The organism is Microbacterium sp. bgisy189, assembly GCF_057707225.1.
Genome location: NZ_JBYIPT010000009.1, coordinates 1 through 26258, shown reverse-complemented (window position 1 = coordinate 26258; position 26258 = coordinate 1). Strand labels below are relative to the sequence as shown.

26 protein-coding genes, 1 tRNA gene and 1 other RNA gene are annotated in these 26258 nt (G+C 68.7%); 8 read left to right on the top strand and 20 right to left on the bottom strand.

Going from position 1 to position 26258, the window contains the following annotated elements:
- Nucleotides 1-5: 5 nt before the first annotated feature.
- Nucleotides 6-776: a trehalose-phosphatase gene (gene otsB / locus AC3ENX_RS11605; protein ID WP_434812038.1), complete on the bottom strand. Its 771-nt coding sequence runs from the start codon at nt 774-776 to the stop codon at nt 6-8.
- A complete protein-coding gene (locus tag AC3ENX_RS11600; protein ID WP_434812037.1) occupies nt 773-2197 on the bottom strand; it encodes an alpha,alpha-trehalose-phosphate synthase (UDP-forming) in 1425 nt (474 codons plus the stop codon). The genes otsB and AC3ENX_RS11600 overlap by 4 nt, the downstream gene beginning before the upstream one ends.
- A 73-nt stretch (nt 2198-2270) precedes the next feature.
- Between AC3ENX_RS11600 and AC3ENX_RS11595 the strand changes: the two genes are divergently transcribed.
- The gene (locus AC3ENX_RS11595; RefSeq protein ID WP_434812036.1) at nt 2271-2528 is read left to right on the top strand and encodes a hypothetical protein; all 258 of its coding nucleotides are present in this window, start codon (nt 2271-2273) and stop codon (nt 2526-2528) included.
- A 20-nt stretch (nt 2529-2548) separates the two neighbouring features.
- On the opposite strand, the gene AC3ENX_RS11590 is transcribed toward AC3ENX_RS11595, so the two are convergent.
- From AC3ENX_RS11590 to AC3ENX_RS11580, 3 genes are read right to left on the bottom strand one after another with little or no spacing between them, the layout of a single operon-like run.
- Nucleotides 2549-3733: an acetyl-CoA C-acetyltransferase gene (locus tag AC3ENX_RS11590; protein WP_434812035.1), complete on the bottom strand. Its 1185-nt coding sequence runs from the start codon at nt 3731-3733 to the stop codon at nt 2549-2551.
- On the bottom strand, nt 3730-4383 hold the full coding sequence (locus tag AC3ENX_RS11585) for a 3-oxoacid CoA-transferase subunit B (RefSeq protein ID WP_434812034.1): 654 nt from the start codon (nt 4381-4383) through the stop codon (nt 3730-3732). The genes AC3ENX_RS11590 and AC3ENX_RS11585 overlap by 4 nt, the downstream gene beginning before the upstream one ends.
- Nucleotide 4384: 1 nt before the next feature.
- Nucleotides 4385-5167 carry a CoA transferase subunit A gene (locus tag AC3ENX_RS11580; RefSeq protein ID WP_434812033.1) on the bottom strand — a complete coding sequence of 261 codons (783 nt, stop codon included), beginning with the start codon at nt 5165-5167 and terminating at the stop codon, nt 4385-4387.
- A 103-nt stretch (nt 5168-5270) separates the two neighbouring features.
- Here AC3ENX_RS11580 and AC3ENX_RS11575 point away from each other — a divergent pair, with 103 nt between their 5' ends.
- The 4 genes from AC3ENX_RS11575 to AC3ENX_RS11560 all read left to right on the top strand — a co-directional run bounded on the left by AC3ENX_RS11575 (nt 5271) and on the right by AC3ENX_RS11560 (nt 10462).
- The gene (locus tag AC3ENX_RS11575; RefSeq protein WP_434812032.1) at nt 5271-6059 is read left to right on the top strand and encodes an IclR family transcriptional regulator; all 789 of its coding nucleotides are present in this window, start codon (nt 5271-5273) and stop codon (nt 6057-6059) included.
- Between the two features lie 103 nt (nt 6060-6162).
- Nucleotides 6163-6639 carry a DUF2975 domain-containing protein gene (locus AC3ENX_RS11570; RefSeq protein WP_434812031.1) on the top strand — a complete coding sequence of 159 codons (477 nt, stop codon included), beginning with the start codon at nt 6163-6165 and terminating at the stop codon, nt 6637-6639.
- Nucleotides 6639-6860, top strand: coding sequence for a helix-turn-helix domain-containing protein (locus tag AC3ENX_RS11565; RefSeq protein WP_434812030.1), 222 nt, complete (start codon nt 6639-6641; stop codon nt 6858-6860). The genes AC3ENX_RS11570 and AC3ENX_RS11565 overlap by 1 nt, the downstream gene beginning before the upstream one ends.
- Nucleotides 6857-10462 (top strand): SCO7613 C-terminal domain-containing membrane protein, encoded by a 3606-nt coding sequence (locus AC3ENX_RS11560; RefSeq protein ID WP_434812029.1) that lies wholly within the window; start codon nt 6857-6859, stop codon nt 10460-10462. The genes AC3ENX_RS11565 and AC3ENX_RS11560 overlap by 4 nt, the downstream gene beginning before the upstream one ends.
- A gap of 4 nt (nt 10463-10466) precedes the next feature.
- On the opposite strand, the gene AC3ENX_RS11555 is transcribed toward AC3ENX_RS11560, so the two are convergent.
- From AC3ENX_RS11555 to AC3ENX_RS11510, 10 genes are all read right to left on the bottom strand, one after another.
- Nucleotides 10467-11357: an alpha/beta hydrolase gene (locus AC3ENX_RS11555; RefSeq protein ID WP_434812028.1), complete on the bottom strand. Its 891-nt coding sequence runs from the start codon at nt 11355-11357 to the stop codon at nt 10467-10469.
- Nucleotides 11354-12106, bottom strand: coding sequence for a 3-hydroxybutyrate dehydrogenase (locus AC3ENX_RS11550; RefSeq protein ID WP_434812027.1), 753 nt, complete (start codon nt 12104-12106; stop codon nt 11354-11356). The genes AC3ENX_RS11555 and AC3ENX_RS11550 overlap by 4 nt, the downstream gene beginning before the upstream one ends.
- Nucleotides 12099-12800 carry a TetR/AcrR family transcriptional regulator gene (locus AC3ENX_RS11545; protein ID WP_434812026.1) on the bottom strand — a complete coding sequence of 234 codons (702 nt, stop codon included), beginning with the start codon at nt 12798-12800 and terminating at the stop codon, nt 12099-12101. Before AC3ENX_RS11545 ends, AC3ENX_RS11550 begins: the two co-directional genes overlap by 8 nt.
- The gene (locus AC3ENX_RS11540) at nt 12787-14397 is read right to left on the bottom strand and encodes a class I adenylate-forming enzyme family protein (RefSeq protein WP_434812025.1); all 1611 of its coding nucleotides are present in this window, start codon (nt 14395-14397) and stop codon (nt 12787-12789) included. The genes AC3ENX_RS11545 and AC3ENX_RS11540 overlap by 14 nt, the downstream gene beginning before the upstream one ends.
- Nucleotides 14394-15551 carry a branched-chain amino acid ABC transporter permease gene (locus AC3ENX_RS11535; RefSeq protein WP_434812024.1) on the bottom strand — a complete coding sequence of 386 codons (1158 nt, stop codon included), beginning with the start codon at nt 15549-15551 and terminating at the stop codon, nt 14394-14396. The genes AC3ENX_RS11540 and AC3ENX_RS11535 overlap by 4 nt, the downstream gene beginning before the upstream one ends.
- Entirely contained in the window at nt 15548-16429 is an 882-nt protein-coding gene (locus tag AC3ENX_RS11530; RefSeq protein WP_434812023.1) for a branched-chain amino acid ABC transporter permease, read from the bottom strand. The genes AC3ENX_RS11535 and AC3ENX_RS11530 overlap by 4 nt, the downstream gene beginning before the upstream one ends.
- Nucleotides 16426-17151, bottom strand: a complete 726-nt coding sequence (locus tag AC3ENX_RS11525) for an ABC transporter ATP-binding protein (RefSeq protein WP_434812022.1) — start codon at nt 17149-17151, stop codon at nt 16426-16428. Before AC3ENX_RS11525 ends, AC3ENX_RS11530 begins: the two co-directional genes overlap by 4 nt.
- Entirely contained in the window at nt 17148-17912 is a 765-nt protein-coding gene (locus tag AC3ENX_RS11520; RefSeq protein ID WP_434812021.1) for an ABC transporter ATP-binding protein, read from the bottom strand. The genes AC3ENX_RS11525 and AC3ENX_RS11520 overlap by 4 nt, the downstream gene beginning before the upstream one ends.
- Before the next feature lie 37 nt (nt 17913-17949).
- Nucleotides 17950-19158 carry a substrate-binding domain-containing protein gene (locus tag AC3ENX_RS11515; protein ID WP_434812130.1) on the bottom strand — a complete coding sequence of 403 codons (1209 nt, stop codon included), beginning with the start codon at nt 19156-19158 and terminating at the stop codon, nt 17950-17952.
- Between the two features lie 187 nt (nt 19159-19345).
- Nucleotides 19346-19418, bottom strand: a tRNA-Lys gene (locus tag AC3ENX_RS11510).
- Nucleotides 19419-19514: 96 nt separating this feature from the next.
- Here AC3ENX_RS11510 and AC3ENX_RS11505 point away from each other — a divergent pair.
- Together AC3ENX_RS11505 and AC3ENX_RS11500 are read left to right on the top strand one after the other, a co-directional pair.
- The gene (locus AC3ENX_RS11505) at nt 19515-20345 is read left to right on the top strand and encodes an inositol monophosphatase family protein (RefSeq protein ID WP_434812020.1); all 831 of its coding nucleotides are present in this window, start codon (nt 19515-19517) and stop codon (nt 20343-20345) included.
- 14 nt (nt 20346-20359) lie between these two features.
- Nucleotides 20360-20944, top strand: coding sequence for a hypothetical protein (locus AC3ENX_RS11500; protein WP_434812019.1), 585 nt, complete (start codon nt 20360-20362; stop codon nt 20942-20944).
- Between the two features lie 69 nt (nt 20945-21013).
- Here the strand turns inward: AC3ENX_RS11500 and ssrA are convergent.
- Nucleotides 21014-21383, bottom strand: a transfer-messenger RNA (tmRNA) gene (gene ssrA / locus AC3ENX_RS11495).
- A 121-nt stretch (nt 21384-21504) separates the two neighbouring features.
- Between ssrA and AC3ENX_RS11490 the strand changes: the two genes are divergently transcribed.
- The gene (locus AC3ENX_RS11490; protein WP_434812018.1) at nt 21505-22170 is read left to right on the top strand and encodes an SIMPL domain-containing protein; all 666 of its coding nucleotides are present in this window, start codon (nt 21505-21507) and stop codon (nt 22168-22170) included.
- 2 nt (nt 22171-22172) lie between these two features.
- Here AC3ENX_RS11490 and smpB read toward each other — a convergent pair whose 3' ends face one another.
- The 4 genes from smpB to AC3ENX_RS11470 all read right to left on the bottom strand — a co-directional run.
- Nucleotides 22173-22649: an SsrA-binding protein SmpB gene (gene smpB / locus AC3ENX_RS11485; RefSeq protein ID WP_434812017.1), complete on the bottom strand. Its 477-nt coding sequence runs from the start codon at nt 22647-22649 to the stop codon at nt 22173-22175.
- 77 nt (nt 22650-22726) lie between these two features.
- Nucleotides 22727-23641, bottom strand: a complete 915-nt coding sequence (gene ftsX / locus AC3ENX_RS11480) for a permease-like cell division protein FtsX (RefSeq protein ID WP_434812016.1) — start codon at nt 23639-23641, stop codon at nt 22727-22729.
- Nucleotides 23638-24753: a cell division ATP-binding protein FtsE gene (gene ftsE / locus AC3ENX_RS11475; protein ID WP_434812015.1), complete on the bottom strand. Its 1116-nt coding sequence runs from the start codon at nt 24751-24753 to the stop codon at nt 23638-23640. Before ftsE ends, ftsX begins: the two co-directional genes overlap by 4 nt.
- Nucleotides 24754-24831: 78 nt before the next feature.
- The coding region (locus AC3ENX_RS11470; protein WP_434812014.1) for a DUF2254 domain-containing protein at nt 24832-26258 on the bottom strand (1427 nt) is incomplete at its 5' end.

Below are 26258 nucleotides of genomic sequence, written 5' to 3'. Positions count from 1 at the left end.
GAAGTCTATTCCCGCGCGGCGGCCCGCAGCGCCGCAAGTCGCGACAGTGACGCCGCGAGCTCTTCGATGCCGTCGAGGTGCAGGGCAGCGGCGCTCGCTCCCCCGCCGACACGGATGCCGAGATCGCCCGCGCCGAGCGACGTGATCGCGTCTTCGTCGGTGACGTCGTCGCCCGCGAACAGCACGGCCGTGGCACCGGTGCGCTCGCGAAGGTGCGCAACTGCGGTGTCCTTGCCTTCGGATCGGAAGGCGTATTCAGTGATGTGGTGCCCCGAGCGTCGTCGCCAATGCGGCGCCCGTTCAGCGACGAGCGCCGCGACGAGCTCGTGCACGCGCGCTTCATGCTCGGGCGCGACCGTGCGGGTCGGCACCCCGAATCCGAATGTCTTCGGCTCGATCCACGCGCCGTCGAACGGGGCGACCAGTCGCTCGGCTTCGGCGCGGAGTTCATCGCGCAGCCGCACGTCATCGGCATCCTCGGCGCTCGCCTGGCGGCCCGTGCCCGGCAGCCAGAACTCCGCACCGTGCGATCCCGCCAGCATGATCGCCGACGCGTCCGTGTGTTCTGCGATCTCGCGAAGGTCATGCAGGCTGCGGCCGGACACGAGTGCGACGGTGGTGTCGGGGGTGGCGACGAGCGCATCGACCGCGGCGCGGGCTTCGGCGGTCATGCGCGCATCCATCGGCACGTCGACCAACGGCGAGAGGGTGCCGTCGAAATCGAGCGCGACGAGCAGGTGCTCGGTCGCGGCCAGCTGCTCGAGGGTGGCACTCATGCGGAGGCTCCCTTCGATGCCGCGAGATCGTCGAGGAACCGCTGCGACCAACGGGCGACGTCGTATTCGGACACGCGTCGACGCAGCGCCTTCATGCGCTTGCGACGCTCACCTTCTGGAAGTTCGATCACCGACATGATGGCGTCCTTCAGCCCGTCAATGTCGTGCGGATTCACCTTGATCGCCTGCGTCAGTTCGTCGGCGGCACCGGCGAACTCGCTCAGCACGAGGGTGCCACCGCCGTCGATACGACTGGCGACGTACTCCTTCGCCACGAGGTTCATGCCGTCGCGCAACGCCGTCACCAACATGACGTCAGCCGCGAGGTAGAGCGCAACCATCTCTTCGCGCGGGTAGGAGTGATGCAGGTAGCGGATCGCGGAGCGCCCGACCGTGTCGTGGTCGCCGTTGATGCGACCGACCGTCAACTCGATCTCATCGCGCAACTGCATGTAGGCCTCGACGCGTTCGCGGCTGGGGCTCGCGACCTGGACGAGCGTCACGTCCTCCACCGACAGCCGGCCGTCGTTGAGCAGTTCGCCGAACGCCTTGAGACGGTGGCGGATGCCTTTGGTGTAGTCCAGTCGGTCGACGCCCAGCAGGATCGTGGCCGGGTCGCCGAGGCTTTCGCGGATCTCGCGCGCCCTCGCCTGGATGTCGGGCCGCCGCGCCAACTCGTCGTACACGGACGCGTCGATCGAGATCGGGTACGCCTTCGCGACCGCGACGCGCGATCCCCCGTCGGGCGTCGGCACCGAGATCGCGCCCGCCTTCGTCTCGTAGGAGAACACCCGCCGGACGGCTCGCGCGAAATTGCCGGCATCCGCGACCCGCTGGAAGCCGATCACATCGGCGCCGAGCAGTCCCTCGAGCACCTGCTTGCGCCACGGCAACTGGGCGTAGATGCCGTATGCCGGGAAGGGAATGTGGTGGAAGTAGCCGATGGTCAGATCCGGTCGCCGTTCGCGCAGCAGCGCCGGCACCAGCTGCAGCTGATAGTCATGCACCCACACCGTGGCGCCCTCTGCGGCGATCGAGGCCGCGGCCTCGGCGAAGCGCCGATTCACCCGGACGTACGCATCCCACCAGGTGCGGTGGTAGCCCGGCGCCGCGATGACATCGTGGTAGAGCGGCCAGATCGTGTCGTTGGAGAACCCCTCGTAGTACAACTGCACATCATCGCCGGAGAGCGCGACCGGCACGAGGCTGAGCCCGTCGAACTCGAACGGCTCGACCTCAAGGTCGGCCTTGCCCGGCCAACCCACCCACGCACCCTGCACGGTGCGCATGACGGGTTCGAGCGCCGCGACCAATCCACCGGGCGATCGACGCCACGGATCAGCGTCATCATCGGTGCGATCGACCGGAAGGCGGTTCGACACGACGACGAAGTCGGCCTCGTCTACGGGGTGCTCAGACACGAAGGTTCCTCTCGACGGGGCATTCATCCAGCCTAACGAGGCGCGCCGGGCGCTTGCCGGGTAGCGTGGTGGTATGCGCAAGTACCTGTTCGGGACCGGACTGTTCTCCGCCATCAGCGCGGGCATGACGCTGCTGCGAAGCGCTCGCGAGAACGAACCGTTCACCTGGCGGGTCGCGCTCGCATGGCTGAGCTGGGGCATCACCCTCGCGCTCGCCGTCGGCGCGGTCGTCGACACCCGCCGGGCATCGCGCGGCAAGCTCATCGCGCTGGACTCCCCCGTCGCCGGGCAGGAGAAGGAGCTGTTCGAGGCCCGACTCAAGCGCCGCTGAGCCGGGCCGGTCGCGCCCGGTCAGCGCGTGATGATGAGCGCGTCGCCCTGACCGCCGCCACCGCACAGTCCGACTGCGGCCGTGCCGGATCCCCGACGCACGAGTTCGTGCACGGCGTGCACCACCAGGCGGCAGCCTGACGCTCCGATCGGGTGGCCGAGCGCGATACCACCACCGTCGACGTTCACGACATCCTCTGCGAGACCGAGTTCGGACTGCGACCGCGCGACGACGGCTCCGAAGGCCTCGTTGATCTCGACGAAGTCCAGATCGGATGCCGCGATCCCCTGCGCGCCGAGTGCCTTCTCGATCGCCCGTGCCGGCTGCGCGTGCAATGAGTTGTCGGGCCCGGCGACCTGACCGCTCGCGCCCACCACGGCGAGGACGTCCCACCCCTCGGCATCAGCGTGCGCCCTCGTGGTCAGCACGACGGCAGCTGCGCCGTCGGAGATCTGCGACGCGTTGCCGGCCGTGATGGATCCGTCCTTCGCGAATGCCGGCCGAAGCCCGGCCAGCGTCTCTTCGGTCGTGCCGGGTCGGATCCCTTCGTCAGCGGTCACCCGCACCGGGTCGCCCTTGCGCTGAGGGACTTCGACCGCAACGATCTCAGCGTCGAATCGCCCCGCTGCCTGCGCGGCAGCAGCTCGCTGATGCGACAGCGCTGCAACACGGTCCTGCGCCTCGCGCGTCACCTCGTAGCGCCCGTTCAAGCGTTCGGTGGACGCCCCCATGCTCTCCTTGTCGTAGGCGTCGGTGAGTCCGTCGAATGCCATGTGGTCGAGCACCTCGACCGATCCATAGGCCCAGCCGTCGCGCGACCCCATCATCAGGTGCGGCGCCCGCGTCATCGACTCCATACCGCCTGCGACGACGACCGTGGCGTCGCCCGAGGCGATCATGCGCTTGGCGTCGATGATCGCGGTCAGACCGGACAAACAGACCTTGTTGACCGACGACGCGGGAACATCCCAGCCGATCCCGGCGGCAAGCGCAGCCTGGCGCGCCGGATTCTGCCCGGAACCGGCAGGCAGCACCTGTCCCATGACGACGGCATCCACGGCAGCTGCAGGAATGCCGGACTTCTCCAGCGCACCGGCGATCGCGAAGCCACCGAGCTGCGGGGCCGTGAACGAGGCGAGCGCGCCTTTGAGGCGGCCCTGCGGCGTGCGGGCCGCGCCGACGATGACGATGTCTTCGGTGTTCATGCGTGGGACTCCAATGCTTCTGCGACCGTGAGGTGGGGGCCGGTGGCGTCGACGACCTGCTGGACCGTCACGCCCGGAGCGACCTCCACGAGCACGAGGCCATCGTCGGTGACGTCGATCACCGCCAGATCGGTGATGACGCGGTCGACCACGCCCTTACCGGTCAACGGCAGCGAGCATTCGTCGACGATCTTCGCCGAGCCGTCCTTGGCCACATGCTCCATGAGCACGATCACCTTGGCGGCACCGTGGACGAGATCCATCGCCCCGCCGGGACCCTTCACCATCTTGCCGGGGATCATCCAGTTCGCGAGGTCACCGGCCGCCGAGACCTGCATCGCGCCGAGGATCGCGGCGTCGATCTTGCCGCCGCGGATCATGCCGAAGCTCGTGGCCGAATCGAAATAGGCCGACCCCGGCAGGACGGTCACCGTCTCTTTGCCGGCGTTGATGAGGTCGGGGTCGACGGCGTCTTCGGTCGGATACGGACCGACGCCGAGGATGCCGTTCTCCGACTGCAGCACGACGGTGACGCCCGCCGGCACGTAGTTCGGCACGAGCGTGGGCAGACCGATGCCGAGGTTGACGTACGAGCCGTCCGTCAGCTCCGCGGCCGCGCGGGCGGCCATCTCGTTGCGGGTGAGCGCCATGTCAGGCTCCTTCTGCCGGTGCGGTCGTGACGGTGCGCCGTTCGATGCGCTTCTCGATGTCGGTGCCCACCTCGACGACGCGGTGCACGTAGATGCCCGGCAGGTGGATCAGATCGGGGTCGAGCTCCCCCGGCTCCACGAGCTGTTCGACCTGCGCGATGCACACGCGCCCTGCCATCGCCGCGAGCGGATTGAAGTTGCGGGCGGCCTTGTTGAAGATGAGGTTGCCGTGCCGGTCACCCTTCAGCGCGTGCACGAGCGCGAAATCGGTGACGATCGCCTCCTCGAGCACGTATTCACGAGGTTCGCCGTTGACGTCGAACGTGCGCACGTCTTTGACGGGCGAGGCCTCTGCGACACCGCCGGCACCGTCGTACCGGCGCGGCAGTCCACCCTCGGCGACCTGGGTGCCGACGCCGGTCTGCGTGTAGAACGCGGCGATGCCAGACCCGCCTGCGCGCAGCTTCTCCGCCAGGGTGCCCTGGGGCGTGAGCTCGAGCTCGAGTTCCCCGGAGAGGAACTGCCGTTCGAACTCCTTGTTCTCGCCGACGTATGACGAAGTCATCTTGCGGATCCGCTGGGCATTCAGCAGGATGCCGAGCCCCCAGTCGTCGACGCCGCAATTGTTCGAGACGATCGAGAGATCGCTCGTGCCCTGTGCGAGCAGCGCTTCGATGAGCGCGATCGGGTTGCCGGACAGCCCGAACCCGCCCACGGCGAGCGATGCTCCATCGGGGATGTCTGCGACGGCGTCAGCCGCTGAGGCGATCGTCTTGTCGATCACGTGGCACTCCTTCGTGTCGGTTGCCTCCACCCTCGGCCACCGGCGCGGCCCGTGCCAAGCGACGGCTTGCCATGTGGGAGCGATGGGACGTAGTGTCCACAATATGGAACCCACCGTCGCTGTGCCCGGCGCACAGGCCATCGGCCGCGCCGCCGCGCTGTTGCGTCTGGTCTCCGCCGGGGGCGAGCAGGGTCGCGGTGTGCAGGAACTCGCTGCCGACGCACAGCTGTCGCGCTCGACCGCGCACCGCCTGCTGTCCGCGTTGCGGGCGGAGGGGCTCGTCGATCAGGATGAGCGCACCGCGAAGTGGCTGCCCGGACCGGAGCTGTTCCTCATGGGCGCGGCTGCGGCCAGCCGCTACGACGTGACACACCTCGCGCGCGACATCGTGCGCTCACTGGCGGTGAAAACGGAGGAGAGCGCGTTCCTGTCGGTACGCCGTGGCGATGAGACGGTCTGTCTGCTTCGCGAGGACGGCGCCTTCCCCATTCGTTCCTTCGTGTTGAGCGAGGGCGTGCGCTTTCCGCTCGGCGTCGCATCGGCCGGGCTCGCGATCCTCTCGTTTCTGCCCGATGCCGACGTTGACGCGTATCTCGAGCGGCACCCCGACCTGGCGGCCCGATGGGGCGGCTCCCACGATGCGGGCGCCCTCCGCACCCGCCTCGGCGAGACCAGGGAACGCGGCTACGGCGTCAACCCCGGACTGATCGTGCAGGGCTCCTGGGGTATCGGCGCGGCGGTCTTCGATCAGCACGGGCGGCCGGAGTGGGCGCTCAGCCTCACCGGCGTCGAATTCCGATTCGGGCCGGATCGGCTCGCATCGCTCGGTCGGACGCTGCTTGCGCACGCTCACCAGTTGACCTCCCGCATCCAGCACGCGCGCCGTCGCTGACGACACCTGAGAACTCGCCGCACGCGGGCGCGACGACTTGCCGTTCGGCTCAGATTGTGCGTTGAATATCGATAGCTGTATGCCGTTTATCGATAGGTGCCCCATGAATCGCGTGACCTTCGTCGCCCTCAAAGCGTCGCTCGTGCTGATGATCCTGCTGCTGCTGGTCGCGCAGACCGTCGCGCTGCCCGTCACGGCCGCGGGGTGGGCACGTGCATTCCCCGAGTTCGCCACTTTGCAGGTGCCGTGCCTGATCATCGCCATCGCCTTCACGGTCTGCGTGCAAGTCGTGCTCGTGTGCATCTGGCGCCTCCTCGACCTGTTCACGACGGAAGGCTCCTTCAGTGATCGTGCATTCCGCTACATCGACGTCATCATCGCCTCGATCGTGATCGCCGACCTCTTGATCGTGGTCGCCGCGGTGCTGCTGCTGGCGACGGGAGCCGCGAACCCGTCGACCCTGCTGCTCGGCTTGTTCGGCATCGTCGTCGGTGGCGGGCTCGCCCTGCTGGTGCGGGTCCTGCGCGGACTGCTGCGACGCGCGCTCGATCTGCAGCACGACCTCTCGGAGGTGGTGTGATGCCGATCATCATCAACCTCGACGTCGAACTGGCCAAGAAGAAGATGTCGGTGGGCGACTTCGCCGCGGCCATCGACATCACGCCCGCCAATGTTTCGGTCTTGAAGAACGGACGCGCAAAGGCGGTGCGCTTCACGACCCTCGACGCGATCTGCCGTGTGCTCGAATGCCAGCCGGGCGACATCCTGCAGTGGGTGCCCGACGAGGAGGAAGCCCGATGACGTACATCGTCGAAGCCGCGCCGTCATGGAGCACCGTCGCCATCGCCCGCTTGCGCGACGGGGGCCGGTGCCCGGTCTGCGGGCGCGCGTCGCTCGTCGCGACGTCGTGCACCGAGTGCGGCGCCGATCTCGCCACCACCGAAGCCGTCGCGCTATGGAACGCCTCCCACTCCGCCGCCGTCGCGCTGGAAGCTCGCGAGACCCTCCGCCTCAACATCCCGCGGCGATCTGTCGCCGCTGCCGCCCCGCCAGCGCAGCGCCCGCCCAGCACGTCTGCCACGCCCACGGCGGTTGCGGCGCCGCGCGGCAACACCACGGTCCAATCCGTCCTTGCGGTCGCCGGCGCGGGACTGTTCGCCGTCGCAGCGATCGTGTTCACCTTCTTCAACCCGGACCTCGACGACCGGGGCGTGCGCAGCCTCGTGCTGTTCGCCACGACGGCCGTCTTCCTCGCGGGCGCAAGGATGCTGCACGCTCGGCGGCTGCGCTCTTCGGCGGAAACCGTCGGTGCCCTCGGCATGGTGTTCATCGCACTCGACATCACAGCGATCGCGGCACTCACTCCCGCAACCCTCAGCGGCTGGGTGCTCACGGCGATCGCGACGCTGATCGCCGGCGGTGTGATGGGGTTCGCGGGTCTTCGATCCGGCATCCGGGCATGGTTCGCGCCCGCGGTGGTCGCACTCGCCCTCGTTCCTGCCATGTTCGGCGCGGCCGGTGCGACGCCGATCGCCGCGCTGATCGGGTGGACCGGGACCATGGGCGCCGCGATGGCGCTGATCGCGGTCGCACAGCGCGCCGCCGCTGCCCGGCGCGCATCGGCGACTGCCGAAGGTGTCGCGCTCACCGTCGTGCAGGTCATCGCGCTCGTGATCTCGTTGCCGCAGCTGCTGGCGATCGGCGCTTCGTTCTCTGCAACGCTGTGGACGGCCGCTGCCTTCTTCGCGCTGGTCGCGCTGGTCGCGGCGCTCTCGGCACGACGGATCGCGATGCCGCTGTGGTCGACCGTCTCGGGCGGGACCGCAGTCGGTGCCCTCACCCTGATCGGGGCCGCCGTTCCCGTCACCGCCGAGGCGGGCGCCGCATGGCTGTTCGCCTCGGCGCCGGCGGGCGCCGCCGCAGGCCTGCTGCTCGCGACGTGGGCTCCTGACGTGCGATCCCGTTCGCGGACCGCGTGGACGACGGCGGGCGCCCTGTCTGCGATGGCGCTCATGGCTCTCCCGGTGCTGGCCACCATTGCGTTCGGCGCCGTGCTCACCCTCTCCGGGGAGGCCGGGGGCGGGTGGGGCGGTGTCGCCGATGACCGGTGGGCATCGCTGGGCGCCACGGTCGGACTCGTCGCGGTCGCGGTCGGCTTCGCGCTGCACGCACGGCTGCATGCCACTGTCTGGTCGAGTGTCGTCGCGGCGTGGCTCGGCGCGGGCGCGCTTCTGGCCGCCGTGCTGCTGCCGCACGGGATGCCCGGTCTCACCGTCGCCGTCGCCGTCGCCGTGGTGGTGGCGGTACTCACGACGATGGTTGTCCGCACACGCACCCGTTCGGCGATCCTCGCGATTCCGTTCACCATCGCGACGCATGCGGCCCTCGCGCTGGGCGCGCTGGTGGCCTGGCAATCCGCGCAGATCGCCGTGTGGAGTGCACCGGTCGTGGTCGCCGCGGCCGCCGTGGTCTCACTCGGCGCGCCGCGGGCGAGGCGGTGGGCGCACGTGGGCGCCGGGTATGCCTATGCGCTCCTCGCGACGGCCGCTGGGTTCGGCCTGCTGGGGCTGGATGCGGTCGCGACGACGAGCCTCACGACATCGGCCGGCGCCATGGTGGCCATTGCCGCCACATACGCGCGACGCGTCCCGGTGCACGCGTGGTGGACGGTGCTCGCGGTCACCTCGGTGCCGTTCCTTGTCGGTGTCGTGCAGGTGATCACCGTGCGGACGGGGTGGACGGCCCTGTCGACCGGGCTCATCTTCCTGCTCGCGCTGACGCTGCTCATGACCAGACGGGCGGGCCTCGTGCCGGTCCTGCGCGCCGTGTGCGCCGCGGTGCTGGTGCCGGCACTGGCGGTCGTCGCGGTGTGTCTCGGCGCGTGGCTGCTGCCCATGAGCGGATCGCCGGTGGTCCTCCCGATCATCGCTGTCATCGTGGTGTGCGCGTTGCCGCTCGCGACGCGCGTGCGCGCGGCGTTCGTGGGGCGTGACATGTCGGGCGGCGACGCAGAGCGCCTTCGGTTGGCGATCGAGTCCTCATCGCTCCTGACCGCTGCCATCGCAGTTGCGCTCGCGCTCGGGCGGGAGGCGGCGGGGCTGCCCACAGCGATCCTCGTGCTCGTCATCCTCGCGATCGGCATCGGTGCGGCCGCGGCGACAGTCCGTCGCCGCTTCCTGTGGTGGTTCGCAGCCGCGGCGGGCACGGGAGCGCTGTGGTGCGCCTGGTCGCTCGCCGGGGTCGAGGTCGTCGAACCGTACACCGTGCCGCCTGCGCTGGCCGCTGCGACTGTGGGGGCCGCGCTCACCTGGCGTCGCCGGAACGGTCGGGCACTGTTCGCCGTCGGCATGGCGGTCGTCGTCACACCGAGCGTCGTGCTGCTGGCGATCGCCGGCGGCACCTGGCGGCTGTGGGCGCTGCTGGCCGCAGCCGTCGTCCTGTGCGCGCTCGGTGCGCGACTGCGTGACCCCGGGCCACTCGGCGCGCTGCGCATCCCGATGCTGGCGACCGCAGTGGTGGCCGCATCGGCGGGCCCCGTGCACGCGGCTCGCGTGGGCCTGGATGCTGAAGGTCCGGGCGGCGTCGTGGTGTTCACTGCGCTGGCGTTCGCCGGGCTCGGCGCCGTGGTCGCGGGTCTCTCGGGAGCGGCGGCGGCATCCTCGGTGTTCGCGACCCCATCGCGGCGGCGGTGGCTGCTCGTGCCCACGGTCGTGTTCCTCGCCGCCGGCACGTGGCCGGCGATCCAGCGGGACTGGACCAGCATTTGGACGATGTGGGCGGTCATGATCGCGGGGCTCATCGCCGTGGTGGCCGTCGCGACGACGCTTCGCCGACGAGGTGTGGAGGATGCCGGCATCCTGCCGCCGGTGTGGGTGCTCTTCGTGTTGTCGTTCACCACTGCGGTTGTCGCGTGGAGTCCGCGTGATCTTCGAGTCGAGTGGTTCTCGCTGCCGCTGGGCGCCGCCCTCCTGGTGGCGGGCGCGTTGCATCTCGGGCGGCATCCGGACGGCGCCCGCGGGACGCTGGCACAGTGGCCGGCGGGGTTCGGCGGGTCGTGGGCGCTGCTCGCGCCCGGCCTGGTGACGGTGCTCAGCGCCTCGATCGCGTCGACGTTCACCGACCCGCTCACGTGGCGTGCGATCCTCGTGATCGTCCTCGCACTCGTCGCGATCCTCGTGGGGGCGACCGCCCGACTGGCGGCACCGTTCGTCATCGGCGTCGTCGTGCTGCCGATCGAGACCGTATCGGCGTTCGCGGTGCAGATCGGTCGGGGCATCGAGTCGATGCCGTGGTGGATCACACTCGCGGTCGTCGGGGCCGTCCTGCTGATCCTCGCCGTGTCGTACGAACGACGTGCCGGCGAGGCGGAAGGCATCGCCGCGCGCCTCCGGGATCTTCGCTGACGCTTCAGTCGAGGAGGGAGCGGATGCGGGCTGCGACCGCGTGCGCCCCCTGGGGCGCCATGACGACCGAGTAGTGGTTCAGGCCTTCCCAGCGTTCATGCTCGACCTGCTGGTGGGTCTCGAGGAGGCCCTCGAGATGGGCCGGCGGGTACAGTCCCGGCGCTTCGTTCTGCAACCCGCGCGGCACCGTGATGAAGGCCGTCCCGGCGGGAAGGACGGCCAGGGCCTGCGTGAGCGCGGTACCGGTGTTGAGGTCGACGGTGTCTTCGGCGGTCGTCTCGTAGCTCGTCGCGGGGCGCAGCAGGTCGCCGTCGGGCACGAGGTCGTACGCGAAGTACCGTTCGAGCGCGGGCGACGGGGGGCCCTCGAACGCGGGGTGCCCGTCCCAGAAGGCGAGGTACTCGCCGGTGTCGGCGAAACGCATTCCGAGCCGTTCGGCGGTGGGGCCGAGGATCGCGGCGACCAGCTCATCGGCCGAGAGCCCGGCAGGAGCGGCGAGCGGCAGCCCGCCGTCGACCAGCAGGAGTCTCGTGACGAGGTCGGGGTGACGGTGGGCGAAGACGACCGCGACGAACGCTCCCATGGAGTGCCCGACGATCACGGTCGGATCGAGTTCCAAGTGGGCGAACACCGCCGCGAGGTCTTCCGCGTGGGCCGCCATGCCGGCCGGGCCCTCGAGCTCGTTGCTGCGGCCGCGCCCGCGAAGGTCTGGTGCGACGATCCGCACGCCCGGCATCGCCTCCGCGACCCACTGCCATGCGAGGTGCGAGGAGGTCACTCCGTGGATCGCGACGAGGGTCGGTGCATCTTCGACGTGCTCAGGATTCCAGATCGCGACCCGCAGGTCGCCGCCCGCCACCGGAACGTCGACGGTGCGATAGGTGTGCCCCGTCACCGCGCGGTCCATCCGCCGTCCATGGTGTAGCTCGCGCCGGTCACCATGCCCGCGGCATCCGATGCGAGCCACCCCGCGAGCGAGCCCACCTCTTCGGGCTCGATGAGCCGTTTGATCGCCGTTTCGGTCAGCATGATCTTCTCGACGACCTCGCTTTCGGGGATCCCGTGGACGACCGCCTGGTCAGCGATCTGCTTCTCGACGAGCGGCGTGCGCACGTAAGCCGGGTTGATGCAGTTGCTCGTGACGCCGTGCGGGCCGCCCTCGAGCGCCGTTACTTTCGACAGCCCCTCCATCGCGTGCTTCGCCGTCACGTAGGCGACCTTGAAGGGACTTGCCCGCAGTCCGTGCGCGCTGCAGATGTTGATGATGCGACCCCATCCGCGCTCGTACATGCCGGGCAACGCGGCGCGCACCAGCAGGAAGGGGGATTCGACCATGAGGCGGTGCATGAAGCGGAACCGTTCAGGGTCGAACTCGTGGATCGGCGCCACGGTCTGGATGCCCGCGTTGTTGACGAGGATGTCGGTCTCGAGCTCGAGTCGTTCCTGGACAGCCGTGTCGCTCAGGTCGACGACCCACGCCTCTCCCCCGACCTCTGCGGCGACGGCGTGCGCCGCATCCCCGTTGAAGTCAGCGACGGTGACATGCGCCCCGCGCGACGCGAACTCGTGCACGCACGCGAGACCGATGCCGCTCGCGCCGCCGGTGACGAGGGCGCGCTTGCCCTGCAGATCGTGCTCAGCCATCCTGGCCTTCCTCCCCGGGCGCCTGGCCCTGTCCGCGAGCCTCGAGGGCGTTGCGGATGAATCGCATGGTGTGGTCGATGATCTCGGTGGGCATCTGGATCGGCGCGTTGCCCTCGTCGTCGCGCTCCCAGAGGACGTAGCGCATGCCGATCAGCTCACCCGCGCCCATGAGTGCCCAGGCGGTGACTTCTGGGTCGAGGGCGACATCGACGTCGCCGACATGCTGTGCGGCACGCAGTCCCGCCTCATACCCCTCGACGATCCGCGTGTAGTGCAGCCGGAGCGTTTCGGGCGAGACGAACTCGGCTTCACGCACGACCCGGTAGAGGGCGGGGTGGGCGGCGGTGAAGCGGAAGAACCCCTCGAAGCCCGCACGCTCGGCGGCGATGCGGTCGGTTGCGCCCGCCATCGCCTCTGCCATCGAATGCCGCACGCGACGGTTCAGGTCGATGACGAGCTCTTCGAAGATCTGCTGCTTGCCGTCGAAGTACAGGTAGAACGTGCCGAGGCCGATGCCCGCGCGCTCGGTGATCTTGACGATGGACGCCTCGTGGTATCCCAGATCGGCGAAGACCACCTCTGCTGCCTCCAGGAGCCTGCGCCGCGTCGCCTCACCGCGTTTTGTGAGCGGGCGGCCCGATGTCGAGGTGGCGCCGACTGCCTCGACCACTCCACCCACGTCAATGCTGCTCATGCGCGACCCCCTGTTCTTCGTGCGCGTGCGGCTCGTGTGCGACGGTCGACGCCGCGTGCACGAGTGCGATGGCCCGTTCGCGCAGGCGTGAGCGGGCGAGCTTGTCGATCGTCGAGCGCGGCAATTCGGACACCAGCGCGATCTTCACCGGCACCTTGTAGCCCGCGAGCTCCGCACGAGCATGGGCGAGCAGTTCGTCCTCGCCGACCAAGGCGCCCGGAATCGGCACGATGAACGCGACCCCCCGCTCGCCCCACACCGGATCGGGGACGCCGACGACGGCCGCCTCTGCGACGTTCGGGTGCCGCATGAGCGCCGCCTCGACCTCGGCCGGCGCGACGTTCTCGCCACCGGAAATGTAAATGTCCTTCATGCGGTCGACGATGCGGTGGCATCCGTCGGCGGTGCGCTCGACGATGTCGCCTGTGCGAAGCCACTCTCCGGCGAAGACGCGCGCCGTGGCTGCGGGATCGTCGAGGTACCCGGCGAACACGCTCGGACCGCGCACCCACAACTCCCCCGTCGCCGCGCCCTCCAGCACGAGTCCGGTCTCGGGGTCGGCGAGGCAGACGTCGACCCCCGGGTAGGGCCGGCCGACCGCGCCGGGATGCCGGCGGGCCTCGTCAGCGGCGAGCCACAGCACGTTGGGCGAGGCTTCCGTCAACCCGTACCCCTGCACGAGATCCACGCCGTGCGCCTGCCATGTCTCGGCCACGTCATCGGGCAGCGTCGCACCGCCCACGAGACCGACGCGCAGCGAGCCGAGGGCGGCCGCGTCGAAGCGAGGATCGTCGGCGAGCAGCCGGTACTGGGTGGGGACCCCCATCATCGCGGTCACGCCGCGGTCCTCGATGAGCTGGAGGACGCGTGAAGGCTGGAAGCCCCGTTCGAGGACGACCGTCGCACCCGTCCACCACGCGAGGAGCGGTTGCACGTTCCAGGCGGCGACGTGGAACTGCGGGAGCATCGAGAGCACGACGTCGTCAGCGGTCAGCGGCAGCGCTCCGGCGAGGGCGAGGTTGTTCCAGAAGCAGTTCGCGTGGGTGAGGACGACGCCCTTGGGCTCGGCCTCGCTGCCCGACGTGAAGATCACGAGCAGCGCGTCGTCGTCGCGGACCGCACGGCAGGGTGCGGGTGCAGTCGTGCGGCGCGGCACGGTCTGCTCGACCCCTGTCGTGCCGAGCGATGCCACCGGCGGGCGCTCGGCGAGCAGGTCGAGCGCCTCGGAGGCGAGCGCAACGTACTCGTCTTCGACGAGCACGAGTTCGGGAGCCGTCCGCGCCAGCATCCCGGACAGTTCCTTCGCGGTGAGCCGCCACGACAGCGGGACGAACGCGGCACCCACGCGTGCCGCCGCGAAGAAGGCAACGACGTGGTCGATCGAGTTGCCCGACACGGTCGCGATGCGGTCCCCCGGACCGTACCCCGCACGTCGCAGCCGCGCCGACAGCTCGCGAACACGCTCGTCGAGCCGGCCGTACGCGATCGTCACGCCGCGATCGTCGATCGCGATGCGCGCGGGCGATGCCGCGGCGCGGTCGGAGAGCCATCGGCCGACCGTGTGCGCACCGTCGCGCTCGGGCAGCAGTTCGTTCATGTGCGCGCCGCGACCTCTCCGGCACCTTCTCCGGCCTCGGCCGTGCTGCCCGCATCGTCGAGCGTGCGCAGTTGGGTGCGCGTGCGCTCGCCTCGGCGACGCCTGACCCAGGTGTCGATCGTTCCCGCGATGCCACCGGGAAGGAACATGACGACGAGGATGAACAGGACGCCGAGGAGGAACAGCGGCTCCGACAGCGGGATGTGCAGCCAGGCCGGCAGCGAATCGATCCACTCCGAACGCGCGAGCACCGTCAGGCGCTGGTCGAGGATCGTGTAGAGCACGCCTCCGAGAATGGCACCCCAGCGGAACCCGACGCCACCGAGCACGACCATCACGAGCACCGTGATCGTCAGATCGGCCCCGACCGAGCTCGGCTGCGTGCCCGACTGCAGCAGCATGTAGGCGATGCCGGCGAGCGAGGCGCACCCGGCGGCGACCGTGAAGACGATCAGCCGTGCCGCGTACGGATGCAGACCGAGCACCCGCACGCGCAGCTCGTTCTCCCGCGTGGCCTCGGCGAGGTGGCCGAGACGCGAGCGGTCCACCCACAGCACGACGAGGTAGACGATCACCACGACGACGAGCGCGAACCAGTAGAGGTTCCGGGTGTTGATGACGCCGATGAGCCAGTCGGGAACATGCTCGGTGGGCAGCCGCATCCCCTCTTCGCCGCCGGTGACCTGCTGGTTGCGTCGCACCAGCACCGAACCGGCCTGCGCGAAGGCGAGGGTGACCATTGCGAACGGGATGCCGGAGACGCGCATCGCGATCGACCCGGTGAACAGGGCGATCAACAGGCCGCCGACCAGCGCGATGAGCACGCCGGGCCACAGGGGCACACCGAGGTACTTCAGGGCGATGCCCAGGCCGTATGCGCCGGCGCCGAAGTACAGTGCGTGGCCGAACGAGAGCATCCCGCTCGTACCGAGCAGCAGGTTGTACGACAGTGCGAGCGCTGCGAACACCATGCACAGCGACATGAGCGACAGGCTGCCGGGCGTGTAGGTGGCGCCGGGCAGGATGCCGGGGATCGAGATGTTCAGCAGTGGCAGCACGGCCATGAGCACGACGAGCCCTGCACCGACGACGAAGGGCAGGTAGGCGCCCTTGCGGCCGGGAACGAGCGTCGGGACGCCGGTGGTGACGGTCATGCTGCCCTCCCCATGAGGCCGGTGGGTCGCACCAGCAGGACGATGGCGAGCAGTGCGACCACGATGAAGTCGCCCGTGCCGCCCAGGTAGTAGTTGGCGAACTGCTGCAGCACCGCGACGATCACGGCGGCGATCGCCGCTCCCGTGAGTGAGCCGAGCCCGCCGATCACGGTCACGATGAACGCGAAGATGAGCAGCGTCGAGCCCATGTGGGCGGACACGAACGTGTTCCAGTGCATTGCGAGCACGCCGCCGATGCCGGCAGCGGCACCGCCGATCGCGAAGACGATCGTGAAGCTTCGGCGCACATCGATGCCGAGCGCCGTGACCATCGCCCGGTTCTCGACACCGGCGCGGATGATCATGCCGTAGCGGGTCTTGCGCAGGAACAGCACGATCGCACCGAGCACGATGACCGCGGCGGCCATCAGCAGCCAGTAGATGTTCGGGATGCTGGCGCCGAGCACGGGGGTCGTGCCCTTGAGCCACGCCGGCCCCGAGATGTTGATCACGTCGGTGCCCCAGATGCCTTCGAAGAGCGCGATCGCAGCGAACGAGAGGCCGACGGTGACGAGCACCTGCTCGATGTGCCGTTCGTAGAGGGGACGGATGAGCACGAGTTCGGTGACCGTCGCGAACAGCGCGCCGACGACGGCGCCGACGAGGATCGAGATCAGGAACGATCCCCACGACGCCGTGCCGAGCGCCTGCGCGACCTGCCATCCGATGAAGGCGCTGAGGGTGAGGAACGCGCCGTGCGCGAAGTTCAGCACGTGCATGAGGCCATAGATGAGGCTGAGTCCGGAGGCCACCAGGAAGTACAGCGCGCCGAGTCCGACGCCGGTGATGAGGATGAGGACGAGCGGTTCGAGGTTCACGAGTGCACCTCCGCGCTGACGCCGAGCAGGCGCATCGTGAGCGCCTCGTCATCGAGGATGCCGCGGGCGGTGCCGGTGTGCACGACACGACCGCCGGCGATCACGACGGCATCCGCGGCCAATCGCTTGACGACTTCGAGGTTCTGTTCGACGAGCAGGATCGGCACGGTCTTCGACGCTTCCTGGAGGGCGGCAGCGACTTCGTCGACGATCTTGGGGGCGAGGCCCTTCGTGGGTTCGTCGACGAGCAGCAGGACGTTCTCGTTCAGCAGGGCGCGGGCGACCGACACCATCTGCTGCTGGCCGCCGGAGAGCGTGCCGGCCATCTGCCCGCGACGCTTCACGAGGTCGGGGAACAGTTCCGCGACGAAATCGCGCCGCGGGTGCTTGGAGCGCTCGGCGAGTGCGAGGTTCTCGGCGACGGTGAGCTTGGCGAACACTTCACGGTCTTCGGGAACGTACCCGACACCGCGCTGGACGACCTTGTGGGTCGACAGGTGGTCGATGCGCTCCCCCGCCAAGGTGACGCGCCCGCGTCGCTGGATCAGCCCGAGGATGCCGCGCAGCGTCGAGGTCTTGCCGACACCGTTGCGGCCGAGGACGGCGGTGATGCCGGTGGCGGGCACCGTGAAGCTGACCGACTCGACGACCTGCTGACCGGCGATCGAGGCGGACAGCTCCTCCACCTCCAGGATCGGGGATGCGGTGGTCGCCGCGCTCATGCTGCCGTTCCCAAGTAGGCACTCTGCACGAGCGGGTTGGCCATGACGTTCTCGGGGGTGTCGAACGCGATGATCGATCCCGAGTACATGACGGCGACCTTCTCGACGAGCCCCATGAGCACGTCGATGTGGTGTTCCACCATCAGCACGGTGCACTGCTTTTCGCGCTGCATCTCGCGGATGTTGTCGACGAGTCCCGCGACATCCCCCGACGCGACGCCCGCCATCGGTTCGTCGAGCAGCACGACCGAGGCGTCGGTGGCCAGCAGCACCGCGATCTCGAGCTTTCGCTTGTCGCCGTGCGAGATGTCGCCGGCGGGTGTGTCGAGCTTGTGGGTGAGCCCGACGAGCGTCAGCTTCTCGAGAGCCAACCCGGTGGCGGCATCCGTGCGACGCGGAAATCGCAGCAGTGAATAGTTGCCGCCGAGGGCGACTTGCGCGGCGAGCCGCACGTTCTCGAGCACGCTCAATCGCGGGAACAGACTCGAGGTCTGAAAGGTGCGCCCCAGTCCCGCCCGCGCCCGCTGCGACACGGACGTGCGGGTGATGTCCTCACCGTGCATCTGGATGCGACCCGACGTGGGTGACGCGACACCGGAGATCACGTTGAACAGCGTGGTCTTTCCGGCACCGTTGGGCCCGATCACGCCGACCAGGGAGCCGGGCGCGATGTCGAGGTCGACATCATGGAGGATGGTGGCGCCGCCGATCTGCAGGCCGAGGCCTTCGATCGTCAGCGCGGACGGGACAGGGGTGCTCATCGGGTGAGTGCTCCTCGGGTCGGTGGAGGTGCCGGGATCAGCCGGCCTCGGCCGGTGCAACTGCGTCGGCGGGAACGGTCTCGATCAGTTCCGGCACGAAGCCGCTGCCGTCGGCGACCAGACGCACCTGGTACATCTCCTGCAGCAGCGCGTGGTCACCCTCACGCACGGTCAGGCTGCCCTTGGGCCCGTCGAAGCTGAACCCCTCGAGTGCGGCGATCATGGCATCCACGTCGCCATCGCCCTCCGAGATGGCCTGCACGAGCATGATCGCCGCGTTGAAGCCGTCGGGAGTGAACAGGTCGGGCGTCCCGCCGGCACCTTCGACCGCCTCGACCATCGCCGTGTTCACGTCGTTGTCCGGTGCACCCGCGAAGTAGTGGTTGAGAAAGCTGATCTGCTCCGACGCCTCACCGTACGCACCGAACGTCGCCGCATCGCCGAGACCCGTCACGACCGGGATGTCATCCAGCACGCCCTGCTGGCTCATCGCCTGCCACATCGCGCCGGAGGTAGCACCGGCCCACGCGACGAACACGAGATCGGGGTCGGCCGCCAGCACCTGCTGCGCGAACGGCGTGAACTCGGTGACGTCTTCTGCAACGAGCACCGGCTCGACCTCTGCACCCTGTGCGCCGAGGATCGCCTCGACGGCGGCCTGGTTGCCCTGACCGAACGCGTTGTTCTGCGCGAACACGACGACCTTCTGCCCTTCGATGTCATCGAGGAAGGTCCCGGCGGTCGCGACGTCCTGCGCGGACTGACGACCGGTACGGAACGTGTACTCGTTGATGCCGGTGATCGCGTCGGCCGCAGCCGGCCCAGAGAGGAACAGCACCTGGTTCTGTGCAGCCTGCTCGGCCACCGCAAGGGCGACACCCGAGGAGGCGCTGCCGGCAAGGATGGTCACACCGTCGCCGATGAGCTCCTTGGCGATGTTGACCGCCGTGTCGGGGTCGCCGGTGTCGTCACGGTACTCGACGTTGATCGTCGTGCCGTCGACCTCACCCGTGCCGTCGGTGGCGTAGTCGAGCCCTGCCTTGAACCCGTCGAGGTACTGCTCACCGTAGCTGGCCAGCGGACCGGTCTCGCTCGTGATGACGCCGACGGTGATCTCGCTGGGCGCATTGCCATCGCCCTCGCCACCATCACCGTTGCCACCCGTGGTTCCGGGAGCGCACGCCGCAAGGGCGAACGCGGCGGTCGTGGCGACCGCCCCCAGGAGCAACTTCTTCGTAACCCGCATGTCGATGCCTTTCACCGTTGGAAGGAAACCTGAAACCCGATTCAGGTAATGCAATCATGGAGCGCAGGGCACCTCGTGTCAAACGGCATGGACCCCCGTGTCGCAACCGTTACCGACGAGGAGCGGCCCGCACATGACACGAAGAAGCCCCGGCGCGAACATGTTCGCGCCGGGGCTTCCCGGTCTGTGCACCCCCTGGGACTCGAACCCAGAACCCACTGATTAAGAGTCAGTTGCTCTGCCGATTGAGCTAGAGGTGCATCGGTTCTGCCGCGAGACGAACCGAGGGTCAACGTTACCATCCCGATGCCGACTCACGCCAATCGAGGCCCCCGTCGCGAACTATCCTTGACGGTGTGACCTCCCCCACCACGCCGACGTCCTGGCGCACGCCCTTCGACGACGACCTCACGGAGGACCTGGCCCTCGCGCTTCGGCTCGCCGATGCGGCCGATCGCGTCGCGATGGCGCGCTTCGACGCACCCGATCTGAACATCGACCTCAAGGCCGATCAGTCACCCGTGACCGAGGCTGACCTCGCCACGGAGCGCGCGATCCGCGACATCCTCGTCGCCGAGCGTCCGGCCGACGGCATCCACGGCGAAGAGTTCGGAACCTCGGGAGACGTTGCACGCCAGTGGATCATCGATCCCATCGACGGCACGGCCAATTACCTCAAGGGCATTCCGATGTGGTCGACCTTGATCGCCCTCGCAATCGACGGCGTGCCCCGCGTCGGCGTCGTCAGCCAGCCGGCGATCGGTCGCCGCTGGTGGGGCGCCACCGGACTCGGCGCGTGGACGAACACCCCGACCGGCGAGCCGCGACGCCTGCACGTGTCTGGGGTCGACGATGTCGCGGCCTCGTCGGTGAGCTTCCAGTCGATCGCGCAGTGGGATGAAGTCGGCCGCAGCGAAGACCTGCTCCGCCTGACCCGCGCGGTCTGGCGCGACCGAGGCTACGGCGATGCGTGGCCCTACATGCTGCTTGCCGAAGGGCGTCTCGAGTTCGTCGCAGAGTTCGGCGTGCAGGCGTACGACATCGCAGCGCACGTGCCGATCGTGATGGAGGCGGGCGGACGGTTCACCGACATCGACGGCGCCGACTCGCTCGACTCCCGCTCCTCGCTGGCAACCAACGGTATCCTGCACGACGCGTTCCTCGACGTGATCGGTCCGACCACCTGATGACGAGGACCCCGATGCCTTTCCCTCGCCCGGCACGCACCGTCGTCGCCGCCGCCGTCACCGCGCTCGCCCTGCTCACAGTCAGCTGCTCGCCCGCCGACGCGCCCGCTGCACAGGACCCGACGCCGCAGGCACCTGTCGAGACCCCGGCCGGCGAGGCCCCCGCATCGACGCCCGAGCCCACCGAGACCGCGGTGCCGGCTGAGGACGTCACGTGCGAGACGCTCGTGCTGCCGGAGACGGTTGCCACCTTCACCGAGGCGGGGTGGACGCCGAAGGAGGAGCCGTTCCTCATCGGCGAGCGGGAGATGCCCGGCGGCATCCGCTGCATGTGGGCCGATTTCAGCGTCGAGAGCAACGACATGATGGTGCTGGCGTGGGCGCCGGTCGCTGCCGACGATGCCGCCGCGATCGAGGCGGAGCTTGTCGCCGAAGGATGGAAGCGCGAAGAGGATGCCGACGGCGTGCTCGTCACCGAGCCCAACCCGCTGACCGTGGACGACGACGGCTACGGGTTCACGTACCGCTTCGGCGACGGCTGGGTCACCCTGGCCGACTGGAAGGCCAACCTCGTGCTCATCGAGCAGCCCGCGCTCTGACCGGGCGCCCCGAAACGGAACAGGCCGCCCCGAGGGGCGGCCTGTCGACTCGTTCGCGTGACAGCGGCGTCGTGGAGATGGGGGGAATCGAACCCCCGTCCATCGCTGGGATACTGCGTCTTCTCCGGGCGCAGTCTGTGGAGACGTTCTGCTCGGCTCCGACCTTTGTCACAGACACCTAAGTCGACGAGCCCAGTCTGGGAAGAGTCCCGGGTGGCGTCCAGACGCCGCCACCCAGCAAGATTCCTAGATGACGCCAGGATCCGTGTCGGAATCAGCCACGGTCTGACGGACTATCGGGCTCGCTCAAGCGGCGAGGGCGAAGTCGTTGCGCTTTGCATCGGCAACTATAGTTTTGCAGAGGGCGTTCACGAGATAACTCTGCATCCTCGGCCCGCTTCCCGCAGTTACACAGGCGATGTCGAAACCGATCATCCCCGTGCGCCTGACGGCAGTGGGCCACTGTCACGCTGTGGAGTTGTCCTCGGGAACTTTCGTACCCGAGCATTACAGCCTACAACGGATGCGGGCAGACTGCCATTCCCCGTAGGCTCCCGAGCATGAGCGACGAGGTCATCATCACCGTCCGGGGCGAGAGCGAACGGCGGGTGGCGCCCGAGCAGGCCAGAGCCCACATCACGGTCGCCGCTGACGGGCCCGAGCGCGGCGCGGTGGTCGAACGCATCGCGGCCCTGGCGGAGCCCGTGCGCGCCGGACTCGGCGTGCGACGCGAAGCCGGTGCCGTCTCGGAGTGGAACAGTCAGCGTGTGAGCGTCTGGGCCCAGCGGCCGTGGAACGACGCCGGGGAGCAATTGCCACCCGTGCATTACGCGTCCGTCGAATTCACCGCCACGTTCACCGACACGATCGCCCTCTCCGGCTGGATCAACGCCCTCGCCGAGCAGGACGGAGTGCAGATCGGCCATGTCGCGTGGCAGCTCACGCCCGAGGTACGCGCACGCACGGAACGCGAGGTCGCGACGTCGGCGGTCGCCGTCGCCGTCGAGCGGGCGACGGCGTACGCGACAGCGATCGGTCGCAGCACCGTCCGGCCGATCGAGATCGCCGACGTCGGGATGCTGGGCGGCAGCGAACCGACGCATCCGGCGATGCTGCGTGCAGCGAAGGCCGAGATGGCGTTCGACGGCGGCGCGCCGGCGGTCGACTTCCACCCCGACGACATCGTCATCACTGCGACGGTCGAGGCGCGCTTCCGCGCGGTCTGAGGCTACTCCCCCAGCCGGTTGCGGGAGCGCATCGCCCGCTCGGCTTCACGCTTGTCTTCACGTTCGCGAATCGTCTGGCGCTTCTCGAACTCGCGCTTGCCCTTCGCGACCGCGATCTCGACCTTCGCCCGCCCGTCCGAGAAGTAGAGCTTCAACGGCACCAGGGTGTAGCCACCGGCGGCCACGGCGTGGCTGAGCTTCACGATCTCGTCTTTGTGGAGCAGTAGCTTTCGGATGCGCTTGGCCGAATGATTCGTCCAGTGCCCCTGCGAGTACTCGGGGATGTGCACGGCGTCGAGGAAGGCTTCGCCGTCCTTGATGTAGGCGTAACCGTCGGTCAGGTTCGCGCGTCCCTGACGCAGCGACTTCACCTCGGTGCCGGTGAGCACGAGACCTGCCTCGTACGTCTTCTCGATGGCGTAGTCGTGGCGCGCGCGACGGTTGGTCGCGACGACCTTCTCGCCGCGTTCCCTGGGCATGATGACTCCTCGATCTCGCCGCACCCTCGACCCGATCTGGCCGCGCGGCAGCCGTTCAGTCTAGCCGACGCAGCGGATCAGGCGCGCAGCCAGCGCCGAATCGCAAAGCCCGCCGACAGCGCGGCGAGGAGCAGACCGATGCCGATGATGGTCGGGAGCACGATCGCCACATCGCCGAGGTTGACCCAGCTCGTGACGAAGTCGACCCTGTCACGCAGATACCGTTGCACGCCGAACTGAACGCCGAGCACGATCGCGCCGCCCGCGAGCAGCGAGCCGATGAATGCCGCGAAAACGCCCTCGAGGATGAACGGCGTCTGGATAAATCTGTTCGAGGCACCGACCAACCGCATGATGCCGAGCTCTTTTCGACGCGCATAGGCGGACAGTCGAATCGTTGTCGCGATGAGCAGGACGGCAGCGATCAGCATGAGCCCTGCGATGCCGACGGCGATGTAGGTGGCGATCGTGAGTGCGGCGAAGAGCGGTTCGAGGTATTGCATCTGATCGGTGACCGATTCGACGCCTTCTTCGTTCGTGAAGGCTTCGACGAGGACGTCCGATTTCGTCGGGTCGACGAGATTCACGCGGAACGTCTCGCCCAACTGCTCGGGTGTGATGAACTCCGAATACTCTTCGCCGTAGAGCTCGAGGACGTTGTCGTACGCCTCCTGCGCCGACTCGAATCGCACACTGCGCACGACCTCTTCGAGCGCGTCGCTCTCGAGTCGCTCGCTGACCGCGTCGAGTTGTTCGACCGTCGCAGCACCGTTGGTGCAGTTCGTCGTCGCGGAATCCTCGCGACACATCGAGATGGCCACTTGGGCGCGATCCACCCAGAAGTCCCGCATCTTCACGATCTGCATCTGCATGAGCATCGCGGCGCCGACGAACGTGAGCGAGACGAACGTGACGAGCACGACCGAGATCACCATGGAGGCATTGCGACGCAGGCCGGACAGCGCTTCGCCGAGGATCAGCCCGGCCCTCACGAGGTCGGCCCCACTTCGTCTTCGTTCTCGTCATGAGCGGCGAGCCCGAGACGATCAGCGACACCCGGGCCGTCGAGCCCCAGCGCACCGAGGTCGACCTCCGGTGCATTGATCGCGATGGGCCTGGTACCGGGATGCGGGTCAGCCCCCGGCTGTGGTGTCGTCACCTCGGGTGCGGCGGTGGCGGGCACGGATGAGGATGCCGGCTCGTGCTGCTCGGGCGCCGGTGTCGACACGGACATTCCGTCGGGGACCGGATCGGGAGTCGCCACGGGGACGGCAGTCGGGATCGCAGCAGCCGCCGCGGCGGCGGCAGCCGGGTCACCGGCGCCCTGCGCGATCTCGCGCTGGAGCTCGAGAACCGCCGTGAGTGCGGCCGTCGCAGCGGCACCGCGTTCCGACGCGGGAGCCAGACGCGGAATCGACGAGGTGTCGCCGTAGCCACCGTGACGGTCGTCACGCACCATGACGCCGCCGCGCAGTTCGATGACACGGCGCTGCATCTGGTCGACGAACGACGCTTCGTGGGTCGCCATCAGGACCGTGGTGCCCGCCGCGTTGATCCGCGCCAGCAGTTGCATGATGTCGACAGACGTTGCCGGGTCGAGGTTTCCGGTCGGCTCGTCGGCGAGGAGGACCTGGGGGCGGTTCGCGAGTGCACGCGCGATCGCGACTCGCTGCTGCTCACCACCGGACAGCTCGTGTGGAAGCCGCTTCTCCTTGCCTTCGAGCCCCACGAGTGCGAGCACTTCGGGGACCGCCTGTTGGATGAAACCGCGTGATGACCCGATCACCTGGAGCGTGAAGGCGACGTTCTGGAACACGGTCTTGTTCGGCAGCAGCCGGAAGTCCTGGAACACGGACCCGATGTGGCGCCGAAAGTACGGCACCTTGCGGGTGGAGAGGGTGCGCAGGTCGCGGCCGAGGACGACGACCTTGCCCTCGGTGGGCGTGTCTTCGCGCAGAATCAGTCGCAGGCACGAGGACTTGCCAGACCCTGAGGCGCCGACGAGGAACACGAACTCGCCGCGCTGCACCTCGAATCCGACGTCGCTCAGGGCCGGCTTGCTCGTCCCGCGGTAGCGCTTTGTGACGTGTTCGAACCGGATCATGACCAGATGAGCCTAAGCGCACGAGGTTACTGCGTTGCGTGCGACACCCGGCGCGCGCCGATCCATAGGAACGGCCGCTCAGCCAGGAGCGGGCTGCGAAGCGGCTGCTGTGCGGTCCAGATCGAGCCGGCCGCGCACCCCGTCTGCCAACGCCCGGAACCGTGCGCGCTCGACCTCGTCGTAGGTCGCATTGGCGAGCGTGCGCTCGGTGCGCTCCAGTTGGGACGCGATAACCGCCCGCTGTCGTTGGTCGTGCACCCGCCAGGCGAGGTCGTCGAGCACCCCGAGGAGCCGAGCCATCACCTCCGGATCGCCGTTGCCGTAGCGCCGGATCTGACCGAGTCCGATGTCGACGTGCAGTGTGAACCCGCCGCCCCTCGGAAGGAGCCGGGCAATACCATCGGCATCCGCGTATGCGGCGGGCGGGTCGTCGATCTCGGAGAGGTCGCCCAGCACGGCGGAGATGTGTCCGAGCGCGTGCACCGCCGTCGTCGGATCGTTCACGCCCGGCGAGAGCGCCTTGACCGCGATGTCGACGAGCTGGCGAAGCCCGAACCCGACGTCTTGTGCAGCCGTTCGTTCGTACCCCGAGGAGAAGGCGGATGCCAACCGTTCGGCGATGCCTGCGACATCCAGTTCGCTGTCCTCGCGACGCGGCCACCATTCGACGAGCGGCGTCTTCTCGATGACGTTCTCCCCCACCACCCGCAATTCGCGGACGACGAGGTCATCCGATGCGGCGACCGACATCAGCCGATCGCGGTCGACACCGGTGAGGAACCCGGAAGCCGGCGCCACGACGACACGCACGTTCACCGGACGTTCGGGCACGCCCGTCTCGCTGACGGCGAAGGCCTCCCCCATCCGCGACATCGTCGCCGACGCCTCGCGGTGAACATCGCGCATCATCGTCTCGACGCGCAATTGCCTGGCGAGGTGTGCGAGGAAGAGCGTGAGCAGCACGATGCTGGCGAGGGTGAGCACCGAAGCCACGGTCATCGACACGCGCGGCACGAACGCCTCGCGCTGCTCAGTCGCGTCGTCGACCGTCCGCAGCACGGTGATCGCATACGCGAACGTGCCCAGGAACACGGCCAGTGTGGCGTGCACCATGCGATCGGCGGCGAACATGCGCAGCAGCCGAGGCGAGCCCTGACTCGTCGCGAGCTGCAACGCGACGACGGTGAGCGAGAAGGTGAGGGATGCCGCCGTGATGAGCGATCCGGCGATCGCCGAGAGCACGGTACGCGCGGCATCCACCCCGCCGCCGAAGACGGCCGCAGAGACCCATGTCGGCAGGGTGGGATCGACGATGCGATCCATGGCCGGCAGGGCGATGCCGATGAGCACCCCGCCGATGACCGCGGTAAGGGGCACCGGCCACAGCCGCGCGTCCATCGATTCGCGGATACGCGCGATGCGTCGCCGCAGTGCAGACGATCCTTGTCCGTTCATCGCCTCCGAGTATGCCGAATGCGGCATCCGGATGCGATCAGTCGTCGTCT

Bases quoted from the DNA above. Each gene is read 5' to 3' on its own strand.
- AC3ENX_RS11525 (WP_434812022.1), bottom strand. From the start codon at position 17,151: ATGAGCGCGGCGACCACCGCATCCCCGATCCTGGAGGTGGAGGAGCTG.
- AC3ENX_RS11565 (WP_434812030.1), top strand. From the start codon at position 6,639: ATGCCGATCATCATCAACCTCGACGTCGAACTGGCCAAGAAGAAGATG.
- AC3ENX_RS11595 (WP_434812036.1), top strand. From the start codon at position 2,271: ATGCGCAAGTACCTGTTCGGGACCGGACTGTTCTCCGCCATCAGCGCG.
- AC3ENX_RS11550 (WP_434812027.1), bottom strand. From the start codon at position 12,106: ATGGCTGAGCACGATCTGCAGGGCAAGCGCGCCCTCGTCACCGGCGGC.
- AC3ENX_RS11535 (WP_434812024.1), bottom strand. From the start codon at position 15,551: ATGACCGTCACCACCGGCGTCCCGACGCTCGTTCCCGGCCGCAAGGGC.
- AC3ENX_RS11545 (WP_434812026.1), bottom strand. From the start codon at position 12,800: ATGAGCAGCATTGACGTGGGTGGAGTGGTCGAGGCAGTCGGCGCCACC.
- AC3ENX_RS11560 (WP_434812029.1), top strand. From the start codon at position 6,857: ATGACGTACATCGTCGAAGCCGCGCCGTCATGGAGCACCGTCGCCATC.
- AC3ENX_RS11540 (WP_434812025.1), bottom strand. From the start codon at position 14,397: ATGAACGAACTGCTGCCCGAGCGCGACGGTGCGCACACGGTCGGCCGA.
- AC3ENX_RS11585 (WP_434812034.1), bottom strand. From the start codon at position 4,383: ATGGCGCTCACCCGCAACGAGATGGCCGCCCGCGCGGCCGCGGAGCTG.
- otsB (WP_434812038.1), bottom strand. From the start codon at position 776: ATGAGTGCCACCCTCGAGCAGCTGGCCGCGACCGAGCACCTGCTCGTC.
- ftsE (WP_434812015.1), bottom strand. From the start codon at position 24,753: ATGATCCGGTTCGAACACGTCACAAAGCGCTACCGCGGGACGAGCAAG.
- AC3ENX_RS11575 (WP_434812032.1), top strand. From the start codon at position 5,271: ATGGAACCCACCGTCGCTGTGCCCGGCGCACAGGCCATCGGCCGCGCC.
- AC3ENX_RS11590 (WP_434812035.1), bottom strand. From the start codon at position 3,733: ATGAACACCGAAGACATCGTCATCGTCGGCGCGGCCCGCACGCCGCAG.
- AC3ENX_RS11570 (WP_434812031.1), top strand. From the start codon at position 6,163: ATGAATCGCGTGACCTTCGTCGCCCTCAAAGCGTCGCTCGTGCTGATG.
- AC3ENX_RS11520 (WP_434812021.1), bottom strand. From the start codon at position 17,912: ATGAGCACCCCTGTCCCGTCCGCGCTGACGATCGAAGGCCTCGGCCTG.
- AC3ENX_RS11515 (WP_434812130.1), bottom strand. From the start codon at position 19,158: ATGCGGGTTACGAAGAAGTTGCTCCTGGGGGCGGTCGCCACGACCGCC.
- AC3ENX_RS11500 (WP_434812019.1), top strand. From the start codon at position 20,360: ATGCCTTTCCCTCGCCCGGCACGCACCGTCGTCGCCGCCGCCGTCACC.
- AC3ENX_RS11490 (WP_434812018.1), top strand. From the start codon at position 21,505: ATGAGCGACGAGGTCATCATCACCGTCCGGGGCGAGAGCGAACGGCGG.
- smpB (WP_434812017.1), bottom strand. From the start codon at position 22,649: ATGCCCAGGGAACGCGGCGAGAAGGTCGTCGCGACCAACCGTCGCGCG.